At 44.2% G+C, this 18,327-nt stretch carries 19 protein-coding genes; 17 read left to right on the top strand and 2 right to left on the bottom strand.

The features are described 5' to 3' along the window. Nucleotides 1-143: 143 nt before the first annotated feature. The 17 genes from L7A31_RS15480 to flhB all read left to right on the top strand — a co-directional run bounded on the left by L7A31_RS15480 (nucleotide 144) and on the right by flhB (nucleotide 16,120). Nucleotides 144-1,205: a sensor histidine kinase gene (locus L7A31_RS15480; protein ID WP_237362675.1), complete on the top strand. Its 1,062-nt coding sequence runs from the start codon at nucleotides 144-146 to the stop codon at nucleotides 1,203-1,205. Next, nucleotides 1,205-2,614 (top strand): sigma-54-dependent transcriptional regulator, encoded by a 1,410-nt coding sequence (locus tag L7A31_RS15475; RefSeq protein ID WP_237362674.1) that lies wholly within the window; start codon nucleotides 1,205-1,207, stop codon nucleotides 2,612-2,614. The genes L7A31_RS15480 and L7A31_RS15475 overlap by 1 nt, the downstream gene beginning before the upstream one ends. A 106-nt stretch (nucleotides 2,615-2,720) precedes the next feature. Then, complete coding sequence (gene fliE / locus L7A31_RS15470) at nucleotides 2,721-3,032, top strand: flagellar hook-basal body complex protein FliE (RefSeq protein WP_237362673.1); 312 nt, start codon at nucleotides 2,721-2,723, stop codon at nucleotides 3,030-3,032. 15 nt (nucleotides 3,033-3,047) lie between these two features. Further along, the gene (gene fliF / locus L7A31_RS15465; RefSeq protein WP_237362672.1) at nucleotides 3,048-4,796 is read left to right on the top strand and encodes a flagellar basal-body MS-ring/collar protein FliF; all 1,749 of its coding nucleotides are present in this window, start codon (nucleotides 3,048-3,050) and stop codon (nucleotides 4,794-4,796) included. Beyond that, the gene (gene fliG / locus L7A31_RS15460; protein WP_237362671.1) at nucleotides 4,789-5,847 is read left to right on the top strand and encodes a flagellar motor switch protein FliG; all 1,059 of its coding nucleotides are present in this window, start codon (nucleotides 4,789-4,791) and stop codon (nucleotides 5,845-5,847) included. The genes fliF and fliG overlap by 8 nt, the downstream gene beginning before the upstream one ends. A 43-nt stretch (nucleotides 5,848-5,890) precedes the next feature. Further along, a complete protein-coding gene (gene fliH / locus L7A31_RS15455; protein WP_237362670.1) occupies nucleotides 5,891-6,691 on the top strand; it encodes a flagellar assembly protein FliH in 801 nt (266 codons plus the stop codon). After that, entirely contained in the window at nucleotides 6,691-8,022 is a 1,332-nt protein-coding gene (fliI, locus tag L7A31_RS15450) for a flagellar protein export ATPase FliI (RefSeq protein ID WP_237362669.1), read from the top strand. The genes fliH and fliI overlap by 1 nt, the downstream gene beginning before the upstream one ends. A gap of 7 nt (nucleotides 8,023-8,029) precedes the next feature. After that, nucleotides 8,030-8,470 carry a flagellar export protein FliJ gene (gene fliJ, locus L7A31_RS15445; protein ID WP_237362668.1) on the top strand — a complete coding sequence of 147 codons (441 nt, stop codon included), beginning with the start codon at nucleotides 8,030-8,032 and terminating at the stop codon, nucleotides 8,468-8,470. 112 nt (nucleotides 8,471-8,582) lie between these two features. Next, on the top strand, nucleotides 8,583-10,634 hold the full coding sequence (locus L7A31_RS15440; RefSeq protein ID WP_237362667.1) for a flagellar hook-length control protein FliK: 2,052 nt from the start codon (nucleotides 8,583-8,585) through the stop codon (nucleotides 10,632-10,634). Nucleotides 10,635-10,665: 31 nt separating this feature from the next. Then, nucleotides 10,666-11,163: a flagellar basal body-associated protein FliL gene (gene fliL, locus L7A31_RS15435; RefSeq protein WP_237362666.1), complete on the top strand. Its 498-nt coding sequence runs from the start codon at nucleotides 10,666-10,668 to the stop codon at nucleotides 11,161-11,163. Nucleotides 11,164-11,170: 7 nt separating this feature from the next. Next, entirely contained in the window at nucleotides 11,171-12,220 is a 1,050-nt protein-coding gene (gene fliM, locus L7A31_RS15430; protein ID WP_237362665.1) for a flagellar motor switch protein FliM, read from the top strand. A gap of 13 nt (nucleotides 12,221-12,233) precedes the next feature. Further along, nucleotides 12,234-12,653, top strand: coding sequence for a flagellar motor switch protein FliN (fliN, locus tag L7A31_RS15425; RefSeq protein ID WP_237362664.1), 420 nt, complete (start codon nucleotides 12,234-12,236; stop codon nucleotides 12,651-12,653). Between the two features lie 24 nt (nucleotides 12,654-12,677). Further along, nucleotides 12,678-13,049 (top strand): flagellar biosynthetic protein FliO, encoded by a 372-nt coding sequence (gene fliO / locus L7A31_RS15420; RefSeq protein ID WP_435532912.1) that lies wholly within the window; start codon nucleotides 12,678-12,680, stop codon nucleotides 13,047-13,049. Continuing rightward, a complete protein-coding gene (gene fliP / locus L7A31_RS15415; protein WP_237362662.1) occupies nucleotides 13,036-13,878 on the top strand; it encodes a flagellar type III secretion system pore protein FliP in 843 nt (280 codons plus the stop codon). The genes fliO and fliP overlap by 14 nt, the downstream gene beginning before the upstream one ends. Before the next feature lie 12 nt (nucleotides 13,879-13,890). Beyond that, a complete protein-coding gene (gene fliQ, locus L7A31_RS15410; protein WP_237362661.1) occupies nucleotides 13,891-14,160 on the top strand; it encodes a flagellar biosynthesis protein FliQ in 270 nt (89 codons plus the stop codon). Between the two features lie 9 nt (nucleotides 14,161-14,169). After that, complete coding sequence (fliR, locus tag L7A31_RS15405; RefSeq protein ID WP_237362660.1) at nucleotides 14,170-14,952, top strand: flagellar biosynthetic protein FliR; 783 nt, start codon at nucleotides 14,170-14,172, stop codon at nucleotides 14,950-14,952. A gap of 37 nt (nucleotides 14,953-14,989) precedes the next feature. Further along, complete coding sequence (flhB, locus tag L7A31_RS15400; protein ID WP_237362659.1) at nucleotides 14,990-16,120, top strand: flagellar biosynthesis protein FlhB; 1,131 nt, start codon at nucleotides 14,990-14,992, stop codon at nucleotides 16,118-16,120. A 14-nt stretch (nucleotides 16,121-16,134) separates the two neighbouring features. Here the strand turns inward: flhB and L7A31_RS15395 are convergent, their stop codons facing one another. After that, nucleotides 16,135-16,824 (bottom strand): response regulator, encoded by a 690-nt coding sequence (locus tag L7A31_RS15395; RefSeq protein WP_237362658.1) that lies wholly within the window; start codon nucleotides 16,822-16,824, stop codon nucleotides 16,135-16,137. Next, complete coding sequence (locus L7A31_RS15390) at nucleotides 16,817-18,286, bottom strand: sensor histidine kinase (protein WP_237362657.1); 1,470 nt, start codon at nucleotides 18,284-18,286, stop codon at nucleotides 16,817-16,819. The genes L7A31_RS15395 and L7A31_RS15390 overlap by 8 nt, the downstream gene beginning before the upstream one ends. Nucleotides 18,287-18,327: the final 41 nt, after the last annotated feature.

Raw genomic sequence — 18,327 nt, 5'->3', positions numbered from 1 at the left:
TATCAAGAACACCCATTGAGTAAAAGCGTCAAAATCTATGGTCAAAATTTTGTCTAAATGATAAGCTGTTGAAATATAAGTATTTATATGTGGCCTGCTTTTTGCAGCTTAGGCTGTTATCTATTCATTGACAGAATGATGACATGGAATTAGCACAGACAGCGGAAAGTCAGTCTCACCTAGGTTCTCTCCAAGATCAAGTTGAGCGATATAAGCAAGTACTAGATGTAATGCCAGCAGGAGTTATCCTTCTGGATACACAAGGTATTGTGCGTGAAGTAAACCCTGAAGCAGAGCGCATACTAGAGGTCTCACTACTCGGTGAAAAATGGCTGACAGTTATTCAACACGTGTTTGCTCCTAGAGAGGACGATGGCCACGAAATATCCCTTCGTAATGGTCGAAAGGTTCGTCTCGCTATATCAGCTTCAGTTACAGGCCAGCTAATTCTTATTACCGATCTTACCGAAACACGCTTACTACAATCCCGAGTGAGTGACCTGCAAAGGTTATCGTCATTAGGGCGTATGGTGGCATCTTTGGCTCATCAGGTTCGAACTCCTCTTTCTAGTGCATTGCTGTATGCTTCAAACCTAACAGCCGCGAATCTTCCAAATGCCACCAAAGAAAGGTTCCAAGGCAAGCTAGTCGATAGGCTAAAAGACTTAGAAAAACAGGTGAACGACATGTTGCTGTTTGCCAAAGGTGGCGACAACAAAGTCGTCCAGCCTTTCACAATCAAAGAGCTTGTAAACGAATTTGCTCCAATGATTGAAACAGCATTAAAAAGCAACGCCATCGATTTCGCTCAAGAAGTAGAGCATGAAGAAACGCCTGTACTCGGAAACCCCAATGCGATCGCTTCGGCCTTAAGTAACTTAGTGCTTAATGCAATTCAAATAGCAGGTAAGCAATCTCAAATAGATGTATTTTTCCGCCCGGTTAACAACGAATTAAGAATTTCAGTCCAAGACAATGGTCCCGGTGTAGCGAAAGAGCTACAAAGCAAAATATTAGAGCCATTTTTTACTACTCGTTCGCAAGGAACAGGCCTTGGTCTTGCGGTAGTTCAAATGGTTTGTCGAGCTCACGATGGACGCCTAGAGCTTGTCTCGGAGCCCGGAGATGGAGCGTGCTTTACGATGTGTATTCCTTTGCATCGAGAAACTCTAAACAACAATAATCCTGATACTGGAGAAGAATAATGGCCCAAAGCAAAGTATTAATCGTTGAAGACGATGAAGGTTTACGCGAAGCACTAGTAGATACGCTCGCTTTGGCAGGTTATGAGTGGCTTGAAGCGGACTGTGCCGAAGATGCGATTGTAAAGCTTAAAGCAAACCCCGTTGATATTGTTGTTTCTGATGTGCAAATGGCCGGAATGGGAGGCTTAGCGCTGCTTAGAAATATCAAACAGCATTGGCCAAACTTGCCAGTATTGCTCATGACGGCGTATGCCAATATTGAAGATGCAGTTTCCGCGATGAAGGAAGGTGCTATCGACTATATGGCGAAACCTTTTGCACCAGAAGTGCTACTGAATATGGTCAGTCGATATGCTCCCGTGAAATCTGAAGAGAATGGTGATGCCGTTGTTGCAGATGATAAAAGCATTAAGCTGTTAGCTCTTGCTGAGAAAGTCGCTAAAACGGATGCTAGCGTGATGGTGTTAGGCCCAAGTGGTTCAGGTAAAGAGGTTATGTCACGTTATATACACAATGCATCTAATCGAAAAGATGGGCCATTTGTCGCGATTAACTGTGCTGCGATTCCTGACAATATGTTGGAAGCAACTTTATTCGGCTATGAAAAAGGTGCTTTTACAGGCGCGGTACAAGCTTGTCCGGGTAAATTTGAGCAAGCTCAAGGCGGAACAATCTTGCTAGACGAAATTAGCGAAATGGACTTGAACCTCCAAGCTAAACTGTTGCGAGTGCTTCAAGAGCGAGAGGTGGAAAGGTTAGGTAGTCGCAAGAGTATCAAATTAGATGTGCGGGTATTAGCCACTAGTAACCGAGATTTGAAACAATATGTGCAAGAAGGCAACTTCCGTGAAGACTTGTATTATCGTCTCAATGTTTTCCCGCTAGCGTGGCCAGCTCTTTGCGATCGTAAGGGAGATATTGAACCGCTCGCTATTCATCTTATTGAACGCAATTGTAAGAAGTTGGGTATGCCAGTTCCTGAAGTTAGTAAAGAAGCGATTGCAAAGCTCAAGAGCTATCAATGGCCGGGTAATGTTCGTGAGCTTGATAACGTTGTGCAACGAGCATTAATACTAAGTGAAAAGAATCAAATCAAAGGTGAGCACATTTTGCTAGAGGGTATTGACTGGCTGGATGCTAGTAGCTTACAGCAAGTAGTGGAAACTGGAGACGCCATTGTGCCGAATATCGCAACAGTAGCAACACCTGCACCCACATCAAGCCCAGAAAGCAACTCCTATTGCCTGGGTGGAGAGCTTAGAGACCAAGAGTTCTCAATTATTCTCGAGACGTTAGCAGAGTGTGGCGGACGCCGTAAAGATATGGCGGAGCGGTTAGGAATTAGTCCAAGAACCCTGCGTTATAAACTAGCCAGAATGCGCGATGCAGGCATTGATATTCCAGGTTAAAACAGCGGGTTATAGAAGAATTAGGGATAGTCTCTGTGTGGCATATTATTTGCTTTAATTAGTAAATACGGACATAAATGCCAAAGAGTTGACAGCAGGAGCGAATATGAATATCGGCGGAATCCAAGGAGATATGCAGGCTATGATGTTGGAAGCAGCCAACACTAAGCCCGCTGCTACAGGACACAGTGTCAGCTCTGAGTTTGGCGATATGCTTGCAAAAGCCATTCAAAATGTAAATGGTCTTCAAAAAACCTCAGGTGACCTTCAAACTCGCTTCGATAGAGGAGACGAGAATGTTTCCCTATCGGACGTGATGATAGCTCGAAATAAATCAAGTGTTGCATTTGAGGCGACGATTCAAGTACGTAACAAGCTTGTTGAAGCGTACAAAGAATTGATGAATATGCCAGTGTAAATTTAGGGACAAATTGTGGCTGAAGATAACCAATCAACGGATCTCGCTTTATCTGATCTGGGTGGCGATAGCACCATGGTCGCCGACAGTGGTGCGGGAATGGATACTCAAAACCCAGATGCTGGTGAGAAGAGCTCCTCCAAGTTTGACATGGCTGTTGGCGACTTAGACTTATTGCGCCAAGTTGTCCTTGTTCTATCTATTTCTATTTGTGTCGCTCTTATTGTCATGTTGTTCTTTTGGGTTAGAGAGCCTGACATGCGCCCATTAGGTACCTATGAAACAGACGAGCTTATTAAGGTCTTAGACTATCTAGACGCGCAGAAAGTCGACTATAACCTAGAAGGTAACACTATTCTTGTTCCATCTTCCGAGTACGGAAGTATGAAATTGGATATGGTCAGAGCAGGATTGAACCAAGGTTCTCAAGCTGGTGATGAGATACTCATGCAGGACATGGGCTTTGGTGTTTCTCAGCGTCTTGAGCTTGAACGTTTAAAACTCAGCCGTGAGCGCCAACTCTCCAAAGCCATTGAGCAAATGAGTCAAGTTAATAAGGCTCGAGTTCTTTTGGCTCTACCAAAGCAAAGTGTTTTTGTTCGACATAACCAAGAAGCTTCTGCATCAGTATTTTTAACATTAAGAACAGGCGCTAGCTTGAGCCAAGAAGAAATCGACTCAGTAGTTGATATGGTGGCCAGCGCAGTGCCAGGCATGAAGCCAACTCGAGTAACAGTGACAGACCAGTACGGTCGACTTTTAAGCTCTGGTTCTCAAGATGCTGCCTCAACGGCGCGTAGAAAAGAGCAAGAGATCGAACGCAAGCAAGAACAGATGTTGTTAGAGAAAATCGACTCGGTTCTCATCCCTATCTTAGGCCTAGGTAATTACACCGCACAGGTTGACGTACAACTCGATTTTTCAACTGTTGAACAAACGCAAAAACGTTTTGACCCCAACAAGCCAGCGACCAGAAGTGAATACACTTTAGAAGACTACAACAATGGTAATGTAGTCGCAGGAGTGCCGGGAGCTCTCAGTAATCAACCTCCTGCTGATGCTTCTATCCCTCAAGATGTGGCTCAAATGAAAGATGGCTCGATGTTCGGGCAAGGCTCTTCACACAAAGAAGCAACTCGTAACTTTGAGCTAGATACGACAATTAGTCATGAACGTAAGCAGAGTGGTGTGCTAACTCGTCAAACGGTTGCCGTTGCGATAAAAGACAAAGCTGTAGTTAACCCAGATACGGGTGAAACCACTTATACGCCGATTCCTGAAAGTCAGTTGAACGCCATTCGCCAAGTTTTGATTGGCGCTGTCGGTTTTAATGCCCAACGCGGCGACCTCTTGAATGTTCTCAGCATGCAGTTTGCGAAGCCGGAAGTGGAGTCGTTTGCTGACGTGCCTATTTGGGAAAATCCATCATTTAATGATTGGGTTCGCTGGGGTGCAAGCGCGCTGGTCATTATCGTAGTGATACTTGTGTTGGTGCGCCCTGCGCTTAAGAAACTACTCAACCCTGCGGTTCAAGAAGAGCAAGACTCTATGTATGGACCGGATGGTCTGCCGATTGGTGCCGATGGTGAAACTAGCCTAATTGGTGGTGATATAGATACCAGTGAATTATTTGAGTTCGGTTCTGGCATAGATCTGCCAAACTTAAATAAAGATGAAGATGTGTTGAAAGCGGTTCGAGCATTAGTTGCAAATGAACCAGAGCTGTCGGCACAAGTTGTGAAGAATTGGATGGAAGATGCCTGATGAAATTGTCCCTCAAGATGAGGGAGGTGAAGTTTCAGATCCGAATGATGTCGATATTTCCGACATTCCCGGTGAGGAGCGAGCAGCCATATTATTGCTCAGCCTGAATGAAGAGGATGCTGCGGGTATCGTGCGCCACCTTGAGCCCAAGCAGGTTCAAAGGGTAGGTAGTGCGATGGCTCGCGCAGCCGATTTAAGCCAAGACAAAGTTAGTGCAGTTCATAGAGCGTTTCTGGAAGATATTCAGAAATACACCAACATCGGTATGGGAAGTGAAGACTTCATGCGTAATACCCTTGTTGCTGCACTGGGTGAAGATAAGGCAAATAACTTAGTCGATCAGATCCTTTTAGGCACGGGCTCGAAAGGTTTGGATTCGCTGAAATGGATGGATCCAAGGCAGGTTGCCAACATTATTATCAACGAGCACCCGCAAATTCAAACTATTGTTCTTTCATATTTAGAAGCCGACCAATCTGCGGAAATTCTGACACAGTTTGCTGAGCGTGACAGGCTCGATCTCATGATGCGTATTGCCAACCTTGAAGAGGTTCAACCTTCTGCATTGGCAGAATTGAATGAAATCATGGAGAAACAATTCGCCGGTCAAGCAGGGTCACAGGCTGCGAAAATTGGTGGTTTGAAAGCTGCTGCTGAAATCATGAACTATATGGACAACAGCATGGAAGGCGTGCTGATGGACCAAATCCGTGATCAAGATGAAGATTTAGCTACGTCGATAGAAGACCTAATGTTCGTGTTCGAAAACCTTATCGAAGTCGACGATCAAGGCATTCAAAAACTATTGCGCGATGTACCACAAGATGTATTGCAGCGTGCACTTAAAGGTGCCGATGAAGACCTTCGTGAGAAAATATTTAAGAACATGTCCAAACGTGCGGCAGAGCTTATGCGTGATGATCTTGAAGCAATGCCACCAGTTAAGGTTTCTGATGTAGAAGCTGCGCAAAAAGAAGTGCTGGCGATTGCTCGTCGTATGGCTGATGCAGGTGAGATTATGCTGACTGGCGGAGCGGACGAATTCTTGTAAGCTGAGTTATAGCTTGCAGGTTTAGACACAAGTGAGAAATGGAATGTCGGAAAAAAGAAAACGCGGATACTTGCGATTAGACGAAGATGAATCAGTCAAGCAAGCGACATTGTGGGGACTTCCTGATTACGGTATAGAAGAGGCGAAAATAGCCAAAGATACCGCAATGAATTATGACCCTGGCTGGATGCCAGATTTTGAGCCTGAAGTGCAGGAAGAACCCAAAGAACTCACGGAAGAAGAAATCGAAGCGATTAAGCAAAGTGCGTTTCAAGAAGGTTTGCATCAGGGACAAGAGGCAGGATTCAAGCAAGGCTATGACAAAGGCAAAGAAAAAGGCTTAGAAGAAGGTCATAAAGAAGGGTATGAATCTGGTCATACACAAGGAATGGAAGCTTCACAAGAGCTTATCCAGCAGCAAGTACAAAATTTTGTATCTATAGCCAATCAGTTCGCACAGCCTTTGGAGCTTATGAATGCTCAGGTTGAAAAGCAGCTGGTTGACATGGTGCTTACGCTAGTTCGTGAAGTGATTCATGTAGAAGTTCAGACCAACCCCCAAATTATCTTAGATACTGTAAAACAGTCTGTGGAATCTCTCCCAATTACAGGTCATCAAATTACTATCAAATTGCATCCACAAGATATGGAAATTGTTGAGAATGCGTTTTCTCAAGATCAGTTGGAGTTCAGAAATTGGGTCTTGTTGTCTGATCCAGCGTTGAATGTTGGCGATGTCCAAATCGAAGCTGGTGAATCTAGTGTCAGTTATCGGATGGAAGAAAGAGTGCGCACCGTGTTAGCGAACTTCTGCGGCTCGAATCGACATCAAGGTGATGAGTGATGCTAGCTTTATCAGATAGACTCGGCCAGTACAAAGTCCAAGGTTTAAAAACTCGCCCTGTTGCATCAGGAAAGCTAGTTCGGGTCGTTGGCTTAACTTTAGAAGCTACAGGATGTCGAGCACCTATTGGTAGTTTGTGTTTGGTCGAAACAATATCTGGTGAGATGGAAGCCGAAGTTGTTGGTTTTTCAGGTGGGAATCTGTTTTTAATGCCAAGCGAGCAAATCACAGGGGTCTTACCGGGAGCTAAAGTTACACCACTGACTGGAGAAGCGGGTTTACCTGTTGGTATGGAATTGCTTGGCCGAGTCATCGATGGTGTGGGCAACCCTCTGGACGACCTTGGTCCTATCTATACCGAGCACAGTGCGACGTTCAATGCCGAACCGATAAACCCTTTAATGCGCAAGCCTATCTCAGAGCCACTTGATGTTGGCTTAAAAGCAATGAATGGTTTGTTAAGTGTTGGCAAAGGGCAACGTATTGGCCTATTCGCAGGATCAGGTGTGGGTAAGTCGGTCACACTAGGAATGATGACGCGTGGTACCACAGCTCAAGTGGTTGTCGTTGGTCTGATTGGTGAGCGTGGCCGAGAAGTAAAAGAGTTCATTGAAGAAATTCTCGGTGTGGATGGCAGGCAGCGTTCAGTTGTTGTCGCAGCGCCAGCTGACTCATCACCCCTAATGCGTTTAAAAGGCTGCCAAACTGCTTTGGCTATCGCTGAATATTTTAGAGACCAAGGCCTTGATGTACTCTTGCTTATGGATTCGCTAACTCGTTTTGCTCAGGCTCAACGTGAAATTGCTTTGTCAGTAGGTGAGCCTCCTGCTACGAAAGGTTATCCGCCATCAGTATTTGCAAAATTGCCAGCATTGGTAGAACGCGCTGGTAATGGCAGTGAAGGAAAAGGCTCTATTACTGCATTTTTTACAGTTTTGACTGAAGGGGATGATCTGCAAGATCCTATTGCTGATGCGGCAAGAGCGATATTAGACGGGCACGTTGTCTTGTCTCGAGAATTGGCAGATGCAGGCCACTATCCCGCTATCGATGTCGAGAAATCTGTCAGTCGTGTTATGCCTCAGATTGTTTCTGAAGAGCATATGCTGATGTCAAAAGCAGTGCGTCAGGTGCTGTCTATATGTCGCAAAAATCAAGATTTGGTTTCTATCGGCGCTTATAAGCCGGGAACTGACCCTGCTATAGATAGTGCGTTTACCCTTAAACCAAAAATTGATCAGTTCTTGCAACAGAATATGCAGGAAAGTGTCCCTTACGATATGTGTGTAAATATGCTGAAAAGTATTTTGCAGCCTCAGGGAGAAGGGTAAATAAGTTATGGAAAACACGCTTGAATTTTTAATGGACCAAGCCCAAAGTAGAGAAAAAGACGCTGTGCTTGCGTTGAGTAAAGCGAGAAGTGAACTAGAAGACTACTATGTTCAGCTTTCACAAATCGAACAGTACCGGTTGGATTATTGTGCTCAGCTAGTTCAAAGGGGCATGAATGGTTTGACAGCAAGCCAGTATTCTCACCTAAATCGTTTTTTGACTCAGTTAGATGAAACATTAAAAAAGCAAAAAGAAGCGGAAGAACATTTTAAAACTCAAGTGCAAAACTGTGAGTCTCACTGGCTCGAGATGAGAAAAGAGCGCCGTTCCTATCAATGGTTGATTGAAAAGCGGCAAAAGGAAAAGGTGCAGCAAGCCGAGCGCCTAGATCAAAAGCAAATGGATGAGTTTTCTACCATTATGTTTAGCCGTCAACGACTTCAGTAATATATTAGAGTATGTGGTTCATTTTTTGCATCGAGAAAGTTAACGGTCGTTTTGTTCCAGAGCGGATGCTTGAGGAAACGACGAATTTCACTATCTGAATGAGTGTAAAAGTATGAACGTTAACTTAACAAATGCGACGGATAGCCCTAAAGCCACTAAGGTTCTAGGTGAGGTTGGTGACGTATCGGTTGAATCCAGTGAAGTAGGTGAAAGTGAAGAAGGCTTTTTCTCAAAATTGGCTTCATTTATTCTGGGTGAAAACAAGCCCAGTAAAACCTCTGCAGATAGTGAAGTAGATCCTGCTGCCCAACTATCTGATTCTAGTGATGAAAGTCTGGTAGATACCCTTCTCAATAGTGAAATGTTGTCCGATGTTGGATCTGATGACGGTGGAGAGAGCAATGGTGAAACTAAGCCGCCGCCAGAGCAAACCAACCTGACAGTTGGCGATACAAAACAAAATAATTCCAAAGCAGAGTTGCCTATTGAGGCTAATGCTAAGGAATTTGATTCGTCAAAAGTGATGAGTGACGGTGACAAAATACTAGCTAAGCTAAATGACGCAACAGAATCCCTAAAATCTAAGCATGGCAACAAATTGCCTACCGAAGATGTTGTAGACCAGCCAAGTGCTCCCTCAATGCAGCAGACAAAAGTTGACCTTCCTAGGACTCATAAAACTGATGACGAAACTCAGCAAAGCGTTAAACAGTCCGTTGTCAGCGACAGTGAGTTGAGCGAAGAGCGACCAGTAAGTGCACCCGCTCAATTTGTAACAGGTCAACAGTCGGCAAATGTTCAGGGGCAAGTTCCAGAAGAGGTCAAAGTAGAAACGGAAGCTGATAAAATTGTATGGCGTTCACCTCAGCCTAGTCTTGAACCAGAAACTCAGAAAACGTTTAGTAAAGCAGCCAAAGAAGAACTGATATCAGAAGAGGACTTGGCTCGTTTGGCAAAAGATGTCGGTATGGTCGCGCACCAACCCAAATCTGAGCATCAATCGGCTAGCAATAACCAAATTGATAACAGCCAGCAAAACCCCGAGAACGTGGAATTACCAACAATACCTGTTATGCAAGCCGCTCAAATAGAGGATACCGATATTGATGAAGCGGCAACCTTAGATCCGCGTCAGTTAGTGAAAAATGCTCAGCACATAGATAAACCACGAATGAATAATCAGATACAAAACGTGGCACCTCAATTGCTGCCAGCTGACAGTGAAGTACCCCAGCATTTACCTAAGCAAGTTCTTCAGGCTGATAATTTACACGTGATGTCTCCAGCTGCAGGGCCTGTCAAAGTGGAATTAACACCAGAGCAACTGGCGAGCAGCATGCACCATCACGCGAAAACACAGCAGGCAAGTCTTGCTCAGTCAGTCCAGCAAGCGCTTAGCCAACAGCAATTGGCTCAAAATGTCGCTGACAGAGCAATGGTTCAGCCTCAAATGCCAACTCAAGAACTCAACCCAACTCAAATGCAGCATCTAGCATCGTTGGCAGCAGCCCCTGTGATGGTAAATACGGCGCATCAGCAGATGGGCAATCATGCAGCACTTAGGTCTGCATTGGCAGCAAAAGCCGTCGATGGTTCTTTTGATGGTCAGGCAATACGAGATGGCAAAGAGGCATCTGGGCTAGCAAATCAGATTGCTAGTGCAAGCGGACAGAGTGGAGTTACAACCACGAACTCACTTCGTGCCGAGGCAGCTCAGACGGTAAGTTCACCTTTGCAACTAACAAGAGACAATGTTAGCGATCAAATGGCTGAAAAAGTGAACATGATGATGTCGAAGAACTTAAAGAATATCGATATCAGGCTCGACCCGCCAGAATTAGGCCGTATGCAAATACGTCTGCATATGAATGGTGAAGGAGCGGGTGTGCACTTTACAGTTGCTAACCATCAAGCTCGCGATGCCATCGAGCAATCTTTACCAAGGTTACGAGAAATGCTGTCCCAGCAAGGTGTTCAGCTAGGTGACACATCTGTCCAACAGCAAAGTAGTGGTCAGCAACAACGCTATACGTCCAGTGAAGACGGGTTTTCTCAAGGCGGAAACGGTGATAATTCGTTGGGTGAAGGAGAAAATCTTGAAGCAGGCGTCAATCTTGATGTGAATGTAACTTCAAAACGTGATGGAATCAGTTATTACGCTTAAACTATGAAAAAACCAAAAGATAGAGATGGTTATGGCGGACGAAGAAAAGGAAGCTCCCGAAGGGGGCGGTGGAAAAAGTAAGTTAATTATTGTTATTGCAATTGTTGTAGTTCTGATTGCCGGTGGTGTCGGGGCGTTTTTGATGATGGGCTCTGAAGAAGAAGCAGATACAGAGCAAAGTGAACAGGAGCAAGCAGCTGCGGTGGTCAACCCTGTTGCCTACGTGAATATTCCACAACCTTTCCTGTTTAATGTAACCGGTGACAAGCGTGACAGATTAGTTCAAATCAAAGTTCAATTGATGGTTCGTGGGATAGATAACGAAGATTTGGCACGCTATCACTCTCCTTTGATTGAGAGCTCTTTACTTGGAACATTTGCTTCTGCAACAGTCGAGCAATTAAGAACAGCGAATGGCCGCGTTGATTTACGTGATAAAGCCACAGAAGACATTAAAGCAAGCTTGAACCGGGCGGTCGGTAAACCGGTTATTGAGCGAGTTCTATTTACCGACTTTGTCATTCAATAGGTGATGTGTGACTGATTTATTAAGCCAAGACGAAATTGATGCGTTGCTTCATGGTGTTGACGATGTCGAAGAAGGCGAAGAGGAAATTGAAACGCAGGACGAATCTGCCGTCAATTTTGATTTTTCCTCACAAGACAGAATCGTCCGTGGTCGCATGCCGACTTTGGAGCTTATCAATGAACGTTTTGCTCGCCACCTAAGAATTAGCCTATTTAACATGCTGCGTAAGCAGGCAGAAGTATCCATCAATGGCGTGCAGATGATGAAGTTTGGTGAGTACCAAAATACGCTGTATGTCCCGACCAGTCTTAACATGGTGAGGTTTAGACCGCTAAAAGGTACCGCCTTGATTACCATGGAAGCGAGGCTTGTATTTATATTGGTGGAGAACTTTTTTGGCGGTGATGGACGTTTCCATGCTCGGATCGAGGGACGTGAATTTACTCCAACTGAACGAAGGATTGTACAGCTTCTGTTGAAGATCGTATTTGAGGATTATAAAGAAGCTTGGTCACCAGTAATGGGTGTTGAGTTTGAATATCTTGATTCAGAAGTAAACCCAAGTATGGCAAACATTGTGAGTCCAACCGAAGTGATTGTTGTGAGCTCATTCCATATCGAAGTTGATGGTGGTGGTGGTGATTTTCACGTGGTAATGCCGTACTCAATGGTAGAGCCCATTCGTGAGCTTCTGGATGCGGGTGTGCAGTCGGACAAAATGGAGACGGATGTTCGTTGGAGCTCTGCGCTTCGTGAAGAGATCATGGATGTGCCAGTGGACTTTAGGGTCAACTTACTTGAGCACGATATGTCATTGAGAGATTTAATGGAGCTGCAATCGGGAGATATTATTCCGGTCGCTATGCCAGAAAATGCAGTTATGTTTGTCGAAGAATTACCGACATTTAGAGTTAAAATGGGGCGTGCTGGAGAGAACTTAGCTGTTCAGGTTTCAGAGAAAATTAAACGTCCTGATGTAGTGAAAACCGACATCGCCTTCCTCGGAAAAGACATAATGAATGAATTCGAGGAAGACCAAGGTGATGACGAAGAATAAGAAGGTGTAACGAATGGAACCAACTGACGAAAATGATGATCAAAAGCTGGCGGACGAATGGGCGGCAGCTTTAGGGGAAGATCCTGATGCACCTGATGTAGACGTTGATGAGGTGCTTGCAGCACCGCTTGATGAGTTAAAAGACACGGCTTCACCGATTTCAGAAGATGAAAGACAGAAGCTGGATACGATTCTCGATATTCCAGTCACTATTTCTATGGAAGTTGGGCGTTCTCAAATTAGTATTCGAAATCTACTTCAATTAAACCAAGGTTCTGTTGTCGAACTTGAACGTGTCGCTGGTGAGTCTTTGGATGTATTGGTCAATGGGACATTGATTGCGCACGGAGAAGTGGTTGTCGTCAACGATAAATTCGGTATCCGTTTGACCGATGTAATCAGCCAAACAGAACGTATTAAGAAACTTAGGTGAGCAATGAAATCGTATTATTTGGGGATGTTATTACTACTATCTCCTCTTGCTCATGCTGATGTAACACCAGGACATCAGTTGGATTTAGCGACCACATTGGGGTCGCTTTTGTTCGTTATTGTCGTCATTCTTGGCTTAACTTGGTTACTTAAGCGTATGAAAGTACCGACTTTAGTCAACCAAAAGGGATTATGTGTCGTTCGTCAACTACCTGTGGGGCCGAAAGAGCGTATCATGATTGTGCAAGCTGGAGAGGAGCAGTTTTTAGTCGGCGTGACATCTCAATCTATTCAGCTTTTATCAAAATTGGACAAGCCACTTACTCAGGAGGAGTTGGAGAGTAGTTCGTTTTCTACTCAGTTTTCCCAGCTATTTAAAAAGAATGATCAAACCTAGCTATGTAGTAAGTTTCGCCTTGTTTTTGACGCTGAGCTTTTTTTCTTTTGTCAGTGTAGCCGCGGATGACATCGCTAACCAGACATCAACTGTTACTGCGATGCAAAATGATACAGGTGCTTCAAAAAGCACGGCTTCAAGTCAGTCATTCGGTGCTGGGATTCCTGCACTAACCTTAACAACCAAGGCTGATGGCACTGAAGAGTATTCGATAAACCTGCAAATCTTAGCTTTGATGACCATGCTGGGCTTTTTGCCCGCGCTGGTTATTTTAATGACGTCGTTTACTCGCATCGTGATAGTGATGTCGATATTGCGTCAAGCGATGGGCTTGCAACAAACGCCATCAAATCAAGTGATTGTAGGCATAGCGTTATTCCTGACATTTTTCATTATGTCACCCGTGCTTAGTCAAATAAATGAACGGGCAATCCAACCGTACATCAATGAAAAAATCTCGGCAAAAGTAGCATTCGATGCGGCTCAACAACCGTTAAAAGCATTTATGCTTAAACAAACCAGAGTTAAGGATCTAGAAACTTTTGTCCATATGTCTGGCTCGGATGCGCAAAACCCCGAAGATGTGTCAATGGCAGTACTTATTCCTGCGTTTATTACTTCAGAGTTAAAAACTGCATTCCAGATAGGATTTATGTTGTTTTTGCCTTTTCTTATCATCGACCTAGTTGTTGCATCAGTTTTGATGGCAATGGGTATGATGATGTTGTCACCAATGATTGTTTCATTGCCTTTTAAGTTGATGTTGTTTGTGCTGGTGGATGGCTGGAACCTGATTCTTTCCACATTAGCAGGCAGCTTTGCGTTGTAACGAGGAGGCAATATGACACCTGAAATGTTTGTTGAGTTGTTCCGAGAAGCATTGTGGATGGTGTTGATAATGGTATGTGCCATTATTATTCCAAGTTTGTTAGTTGGGTTGATTGTCGCGGTATTTCAAGCTGCGACTTCCATTAACGAACAAACCTTGAGTTTCTTGCCTCGTCTTGTCGTCACTTTATTGGCGCTGATGTTATTTGGGCACTGGATGACCCGAATGCTCATGGAGTTTTTCTTTTCCCTTGTCGAACGCTTGCCGCAGGTGTTGTATTAGAGGCATTTTATGGAATATCCAACCACGCTAATTTTAGATTGGATAGCCAACTACTTTTGGCCATACACCAGAATTGCGGCAATGTTGATGGTTATGTCTGTGACCGGGGCTCGATTTGTGTCAACTCGTGTCCGCTTATATTTGGGGCTAGCTGTCACATTTGCGGTGATGCCAGCAATACCTGCTGTTCCAAAAGACTTAGAGCTACTCTCATTTCCGGGCTTTTTGGTATTGCTTGAGCAAATTATCATTGGTGTTGCAATGGGGACGGTTACTCAATTCATTATTCAAACCTTTGTAATACTTGGCCAAATCTTAGGTATGCAGTCGAGTTTAGGCTTTGCATCCATGGTTGATCCGGCAAATGGACAAAATACCCCGCTTTTAGGTCAGCTGTTTATGTTTCTAGCGACAATGTTCTTTCTAGCAACGGATGGCCACTTAAAAATGCTGCAACTTGTTGTGATGAGCTTTAAAACATTGCCAATAGGTGAGGGCGGTTTAAACGCAGTAGACTTTCGAGAGCTAGCTCTGTGGCTAGGCACCATGTTCAAGGTGGCGCTAAGTATGTCCCTATCTGGCATTATTGCTTTGCTAACGATTAACTTGTCATTTGGTGTGATGACTAGAGCAGCGCCACAGCTAAATATCTTTTCTTTAGGTTTTGCTTTTGCACTTTTGGTCGGGATCTTGCTTTGTTGGTATATCGTCGCTGGCCTATACAGTCAGTACGAAATATTCTGGGGACAAGGGCAAGAGCAAGTATGTAACTTTATTCGCGTAAACTGTTAGTGGATAGCTTTTTGCAGCTGATCATTAGGAGCTAAATTTGGCAGAGTCAGACGGTCAAGAACGTACCGAAGCGGCCACCCCCCGACGCTTACAACAAGCGAGAGAAAAGGGGCAGGTGGCTCGCTCAAAAGAACTTGCATCGGTGTCAGTGTTGGTGGCTGGCGCTGTAGCTCTGATGTGGTTTGGTACCATGCTAGCAAAATCTCTCTATAGCGTGATGGGTAGGCTATTTAGTTTGAGCCGAGAAGAGATATTTGACCCGAGCAAACTTTTTGACATTGTCGCGGGATCTTTAAGCCACTTGTTGTTTCCGCTGCTTTTGATATTGGTGATGTTGTTTATTGCCGCATCAATAGGCAATGCTGCAGTAGGAGGCATCAGCTTTTCAGCAGAAGCAGCAAGGCCAAAATGGTCGAAGATGAACCCGCTAAGTGGACTTAAGCGAATGTTTGGCCTGCAAAGTTGGGTGGAATTGATTAAATCCATTTTGAAAGTGACGCTGGTTGCTGGCATGGCATTTTATCTCATTAACTCTGCCACTGACGATTTATTCCAGCTTAGCTTTGATGTGTTTCCTCAGAATATTTTCCATGCACTCGATATCCTGCTTAACTTCATTTTATTGATCAGCTGTTCGCTCTTGATTGTCGTTGCGATAGATATTCCATTTCAAATTTGGCAACACGCTAACCAATTGAAAATGACTAAACAAGAGGTGAAGGACGAATATAAAGACACTGAAGGTAAGCCAGAGGTCAAGGGGCGAATTCGGATGTTGCAAAGAGAGGCGGCTCAGCGTCGTATGATGGCTGAAGTACCTCAAGCTGACGTTATCGTAACCAACCCGGAGCACTTTTCTGTTGCGCTGAGGTATAAACAAGCGACGGACAAGGCACCAGTGGTCGTGGCGAAAGGTACCGATCACATGGCACTCAAAATTCGGGAAGTCGCGAGAGAGCACGATATCTACGTTATTCCTGCGCCAGCCCTTGCGCGGGCGTTATACCACACGACCGAGTTAGAGCAGGAAATTCCGGACGGGCTATTTACCGCAGTTGCGCAGATTTTGGCTTATGTATTCCAGCTTAAGCAGTACCGCAGAAGTGGAGGTAAACGTCCGATTCTTAAGCAAGATAACCTTCCTATTCCGCCTGACTATCGCTATTAATCTAGGGTTTCTTGCTAGTTTACTAAACGATAGCCAACCCCATTTTCAGTGATTAGGTGCTCAGGCTGCGCTGGGTTGTACTCGATCTTGTGTCTGAGTTGCGCGATATGGATCCGGACATAGTGGGCATGCTCGGTATAATTTCCACCCCATACCTCTTTGAGTATCTGTTTATGAGTGAGCACTTTGCCAAGGTTTTTTGACATTAGAGCCAATATCTTAAATTCCTTAGGTGTGAGCTTAATGGCTTCTTGCTTTCTTGTGACTGTCTGCATGGCGAGATCGACAACAACATCGCCAAATTGGTAGCAACTCGACTCACTATTTTGCGATACGTTTGTGGTTCTTAAAGCAACTCGAATACGGGCTAATAGCTCTTCACTGCCAAAAGGTTTAGTCAAATAGTCATTAGCTCCAGCATCTAGTGCTTGCACCTTATCTTCCTCTTTGTCTCGAGCTGAAATAACTATTATTGGTGTTTCTGTCCATGTGCGTAGTTCGCGTGTGAACACTAGCCCGTCTTTGTCTGGAAGACCCAAATCGAGCAAGATTAGGTTAGGGCTCCATCGAGTTATTGCTTTCAACCCTTCACTAGCGTTGGCGACGCTTTTGGCTTGATAACCATGACCAGAGGCTAAAACTTCTAAGAACCGTCGAATTGGCGGTTCGTCTTCAATAATTAGTATTTTGATATCACTATTCATAAATATCTTTCAGGTCATGTAATTCACAAGGTATCTTAACGGTGAACACAGAGCCGCCATCTTTTCTTGAGGTAACAAAAATAGTTCCCTTATGAGCGTTTACTATTAGTTTACAAATTGCTAAGCCGAGTCCAGTCCCTTTAATATTGTGGTGCTCGGAACGGTAAAAACGCTCAAAAATAAGCTTTGTTTCCTCCTCCGCAACTCCACAGCCTCTATCGCATACTTCTAAAATAAATGTATTGTTTTTATAGGATGTATGCACATCAATAGGGCTGTTCTTTTGGCTGTATTTTGCGGCATTTTCTATTAAGTTAGTGACCACTTGTTCCATTAGGGAATAATCTAGCAATAATAGCATTGGCTCACCTGACAGTTGGATTGGGTGATCAACTAACAAGCGTTCGATCCGTTTTATAGCACTGCCGATCATTTCCTCTGGTTCTACCCATTCCTTTTTGGGGATTAACGTCTTTAAGCTTAACCGACTAATATCCAGCAGTTTGGTTAGGCTGCGATTCAGGTTATACCCTTCTTCGGCAATTGATGTCAGTAATTCTTGCTGGGTTTGTTTAGGCAGAGTAATTTTCTGATCGTTGAGTGTTGTTGCTGAGCCAATAATAGAACCGAGTGGTGTTTTAAGATCGTGAGATACTGCGGCTAGCAATGTGTTTCGCATTTTTTCTTGTTGCGTCGATTCTATTGCTTGTGTGAGTGCGCGGTTTGCTTCAGAGCGAGCTAGAGACAAGCTAATCAAGGAATTAAGTATTGGGTTAAAAGCTTCTAAGTTATCCGATTCAATGACAAGAACACCGAGCAAATCCGTGTGTCTAGCTAACGGGTATAGCTCCACTGTTGGGCTTACCTTATGTGGTGACAGTCTTTTGTCACTGACAAAGTTTTCGATAGGAGCTTGGTAGTCTTCAAGCCAGATTTCAGGGTGATAAGACAAGCAGTACAGCTTAGGTTGAGTCAACCATACCTGTGCTTTAATTTGGTATTGATTAGCAAGGTGCTGTATGGCAGCTTGAGCGATTTCAAGACTCTCGTTTTTTGATGCCAGAATTGAGGCGAGGTTATAGTGGTTTTTTAGTTCGCCTTTGAGTATTTGGTTCTTTTTTAATTCTCTTTGCTGAGACTGGGTGATTTTCACAGCAGCAAAGCCATTGAAGGCCATGACAATAAAAGTGATTAGGTGCTGATAGTCTTTGAACTCAAAGGAGTTATGTTCTGGCAAAACAAAGAAATAGAAAGCAATAGTGCTTAAAGCCGTTAACGTATATGCGTTTTTTTCTTTGAGCCAAAAGCCACTGACGATATTTAGCAGTAGCACTAATAAAGCTGTATCAGTCTCTACAATGACGGCATTAAAGCCTACCCCAATGTATATAACCGTTATGTAAAGAATGGAAAGAGACAATATTTTGCTTGTCTCAGTCCATCCAAAGCGCAAAAAGTTCATGATTGTTTGATAAAGCCTATTAATCTGCCGAGTGTAAAGAA

The sequence above is a fragment of the Vibrio marisflavi CECT 7928 genome, from assembly GCF_921294215.1.
GTDB lineage: Bacteria > Pseudomonadota > Gammaproteobacteria > Enterobacterales > Vibrionaceae > Vibrio > Vibrio marisflavi.
This window is presented reverse-complemented; position numbering and strand designations above follow the sequence as displayed.

Excerpts from the sequence above, each read along its gene's own strand:
- L7A31_RS15480 (WP_237362675.1), top strand. The coding sequence starts at position 144 with ATGGAATTAGCACAGACAGCGGAAAGTCAGTCTCACCTAGGTTCTCTC.
- L7A31_RS15475 (WP_237362674.1), top strand. The coding sequence starts at position 1,205 with ATGGCCCAAAGCAAAGTATTAATCGTTGAAGACGATGAAGGTTTACGC.
- fliE (WP_237362673.1), top strand. The coding sequence starts at position 2,721 with ATGAATATCGGCGGAATCCAAGGAGATATGCAGGCTATGATGTTGGAA.
- fliG (WP_237362671.1), top strand. The coding sequence starts at position 4,789 with ATGCCTGATGAAATTGTCCCTCAAGATGAGGGAGGTGAAGTTTCAGAT.
- fliH (WP_237362670.1), top strand. The coding sequence starts at position 5,891 with ATGTCGGAAAAAAGAAAACGCGGATACTTGCGATTAGACGAAGATGAA.
- fliI (WP_237362669.1), top strand. The coding sequence starts at position 6,691 with ATGCTAGCTTTATCAGATAGACTCGGCCAGTACAAAGTCCAAGGTTTA.
- fliJ (WP_237362668.1), top strand. The coding sequence starts at position 8,030 with ATGGAAAACACGCTTGAATTTTTAATGGACCAAGCCCAAAGTAGAGAA.
- L7A31_RS15440 (WP_237362667.1), top strand. The coding sequence starts at position 8,583 with ATGAACGTTAACTTAACAAATGCGACGGATAGCCCTAAAGCCACTAAG.
- fliL (WP_237362666.1), top strand. The coding sequence starts at position 10,666 with ATGGCGGACGAAGAAAAGGAAGCTCCCGAAGGGGGCGGTGGAAAAAGT.
- fliN (WP_237362664.1), top strand. The coding sequence starts at position 12,234 with ATGGAACCAACTGACGAAAATGATGATCAAAAGCTGGCGGACGAATGG.
- fliO (WP_435532912.1), top strand. The coding sequence starts at position 12,678 with ATGTTATTACTACTATCTCCTCTTGCTCATGCTGATGTAACACCAGGA.
- fliP (WP_237362662.1), top strand. The coding sequence starts at position 13,036 with ATGATCAAACCTAGCTATGTAGTAAGTTTCGCCTTGTTTTTGACGCTG.
- fliQ (WP_237362661.1), top strand. The coding sequence starts at position 13,891 with ATGACACCTGAAATGTTTGTTGAGTTGTTCCGAGAAGCATTGTGGATG.
- fliR (WP_237362660.1), top strand. The coding sequence starts at position 14,170 with ATGGAATATCCAACCACGCTAATTTTAGATTGGATAGCCAACTACTTT.
- L7A31_RS15395 (WP_237362658.1), bottom strand. The coding sequence starts at position 16,824 with ATGAATAGTGATATCAAAATACTAATTATTGAAGACGAACCGCCAATT.
- L7A31_RS15390 (WP_237362657.1), bottom strand. The coding sequence starts at position 18,286 with ATGAACTTTTTGCGCTTTGGATGGACTGAGACAAGCAAAATATTGTCT.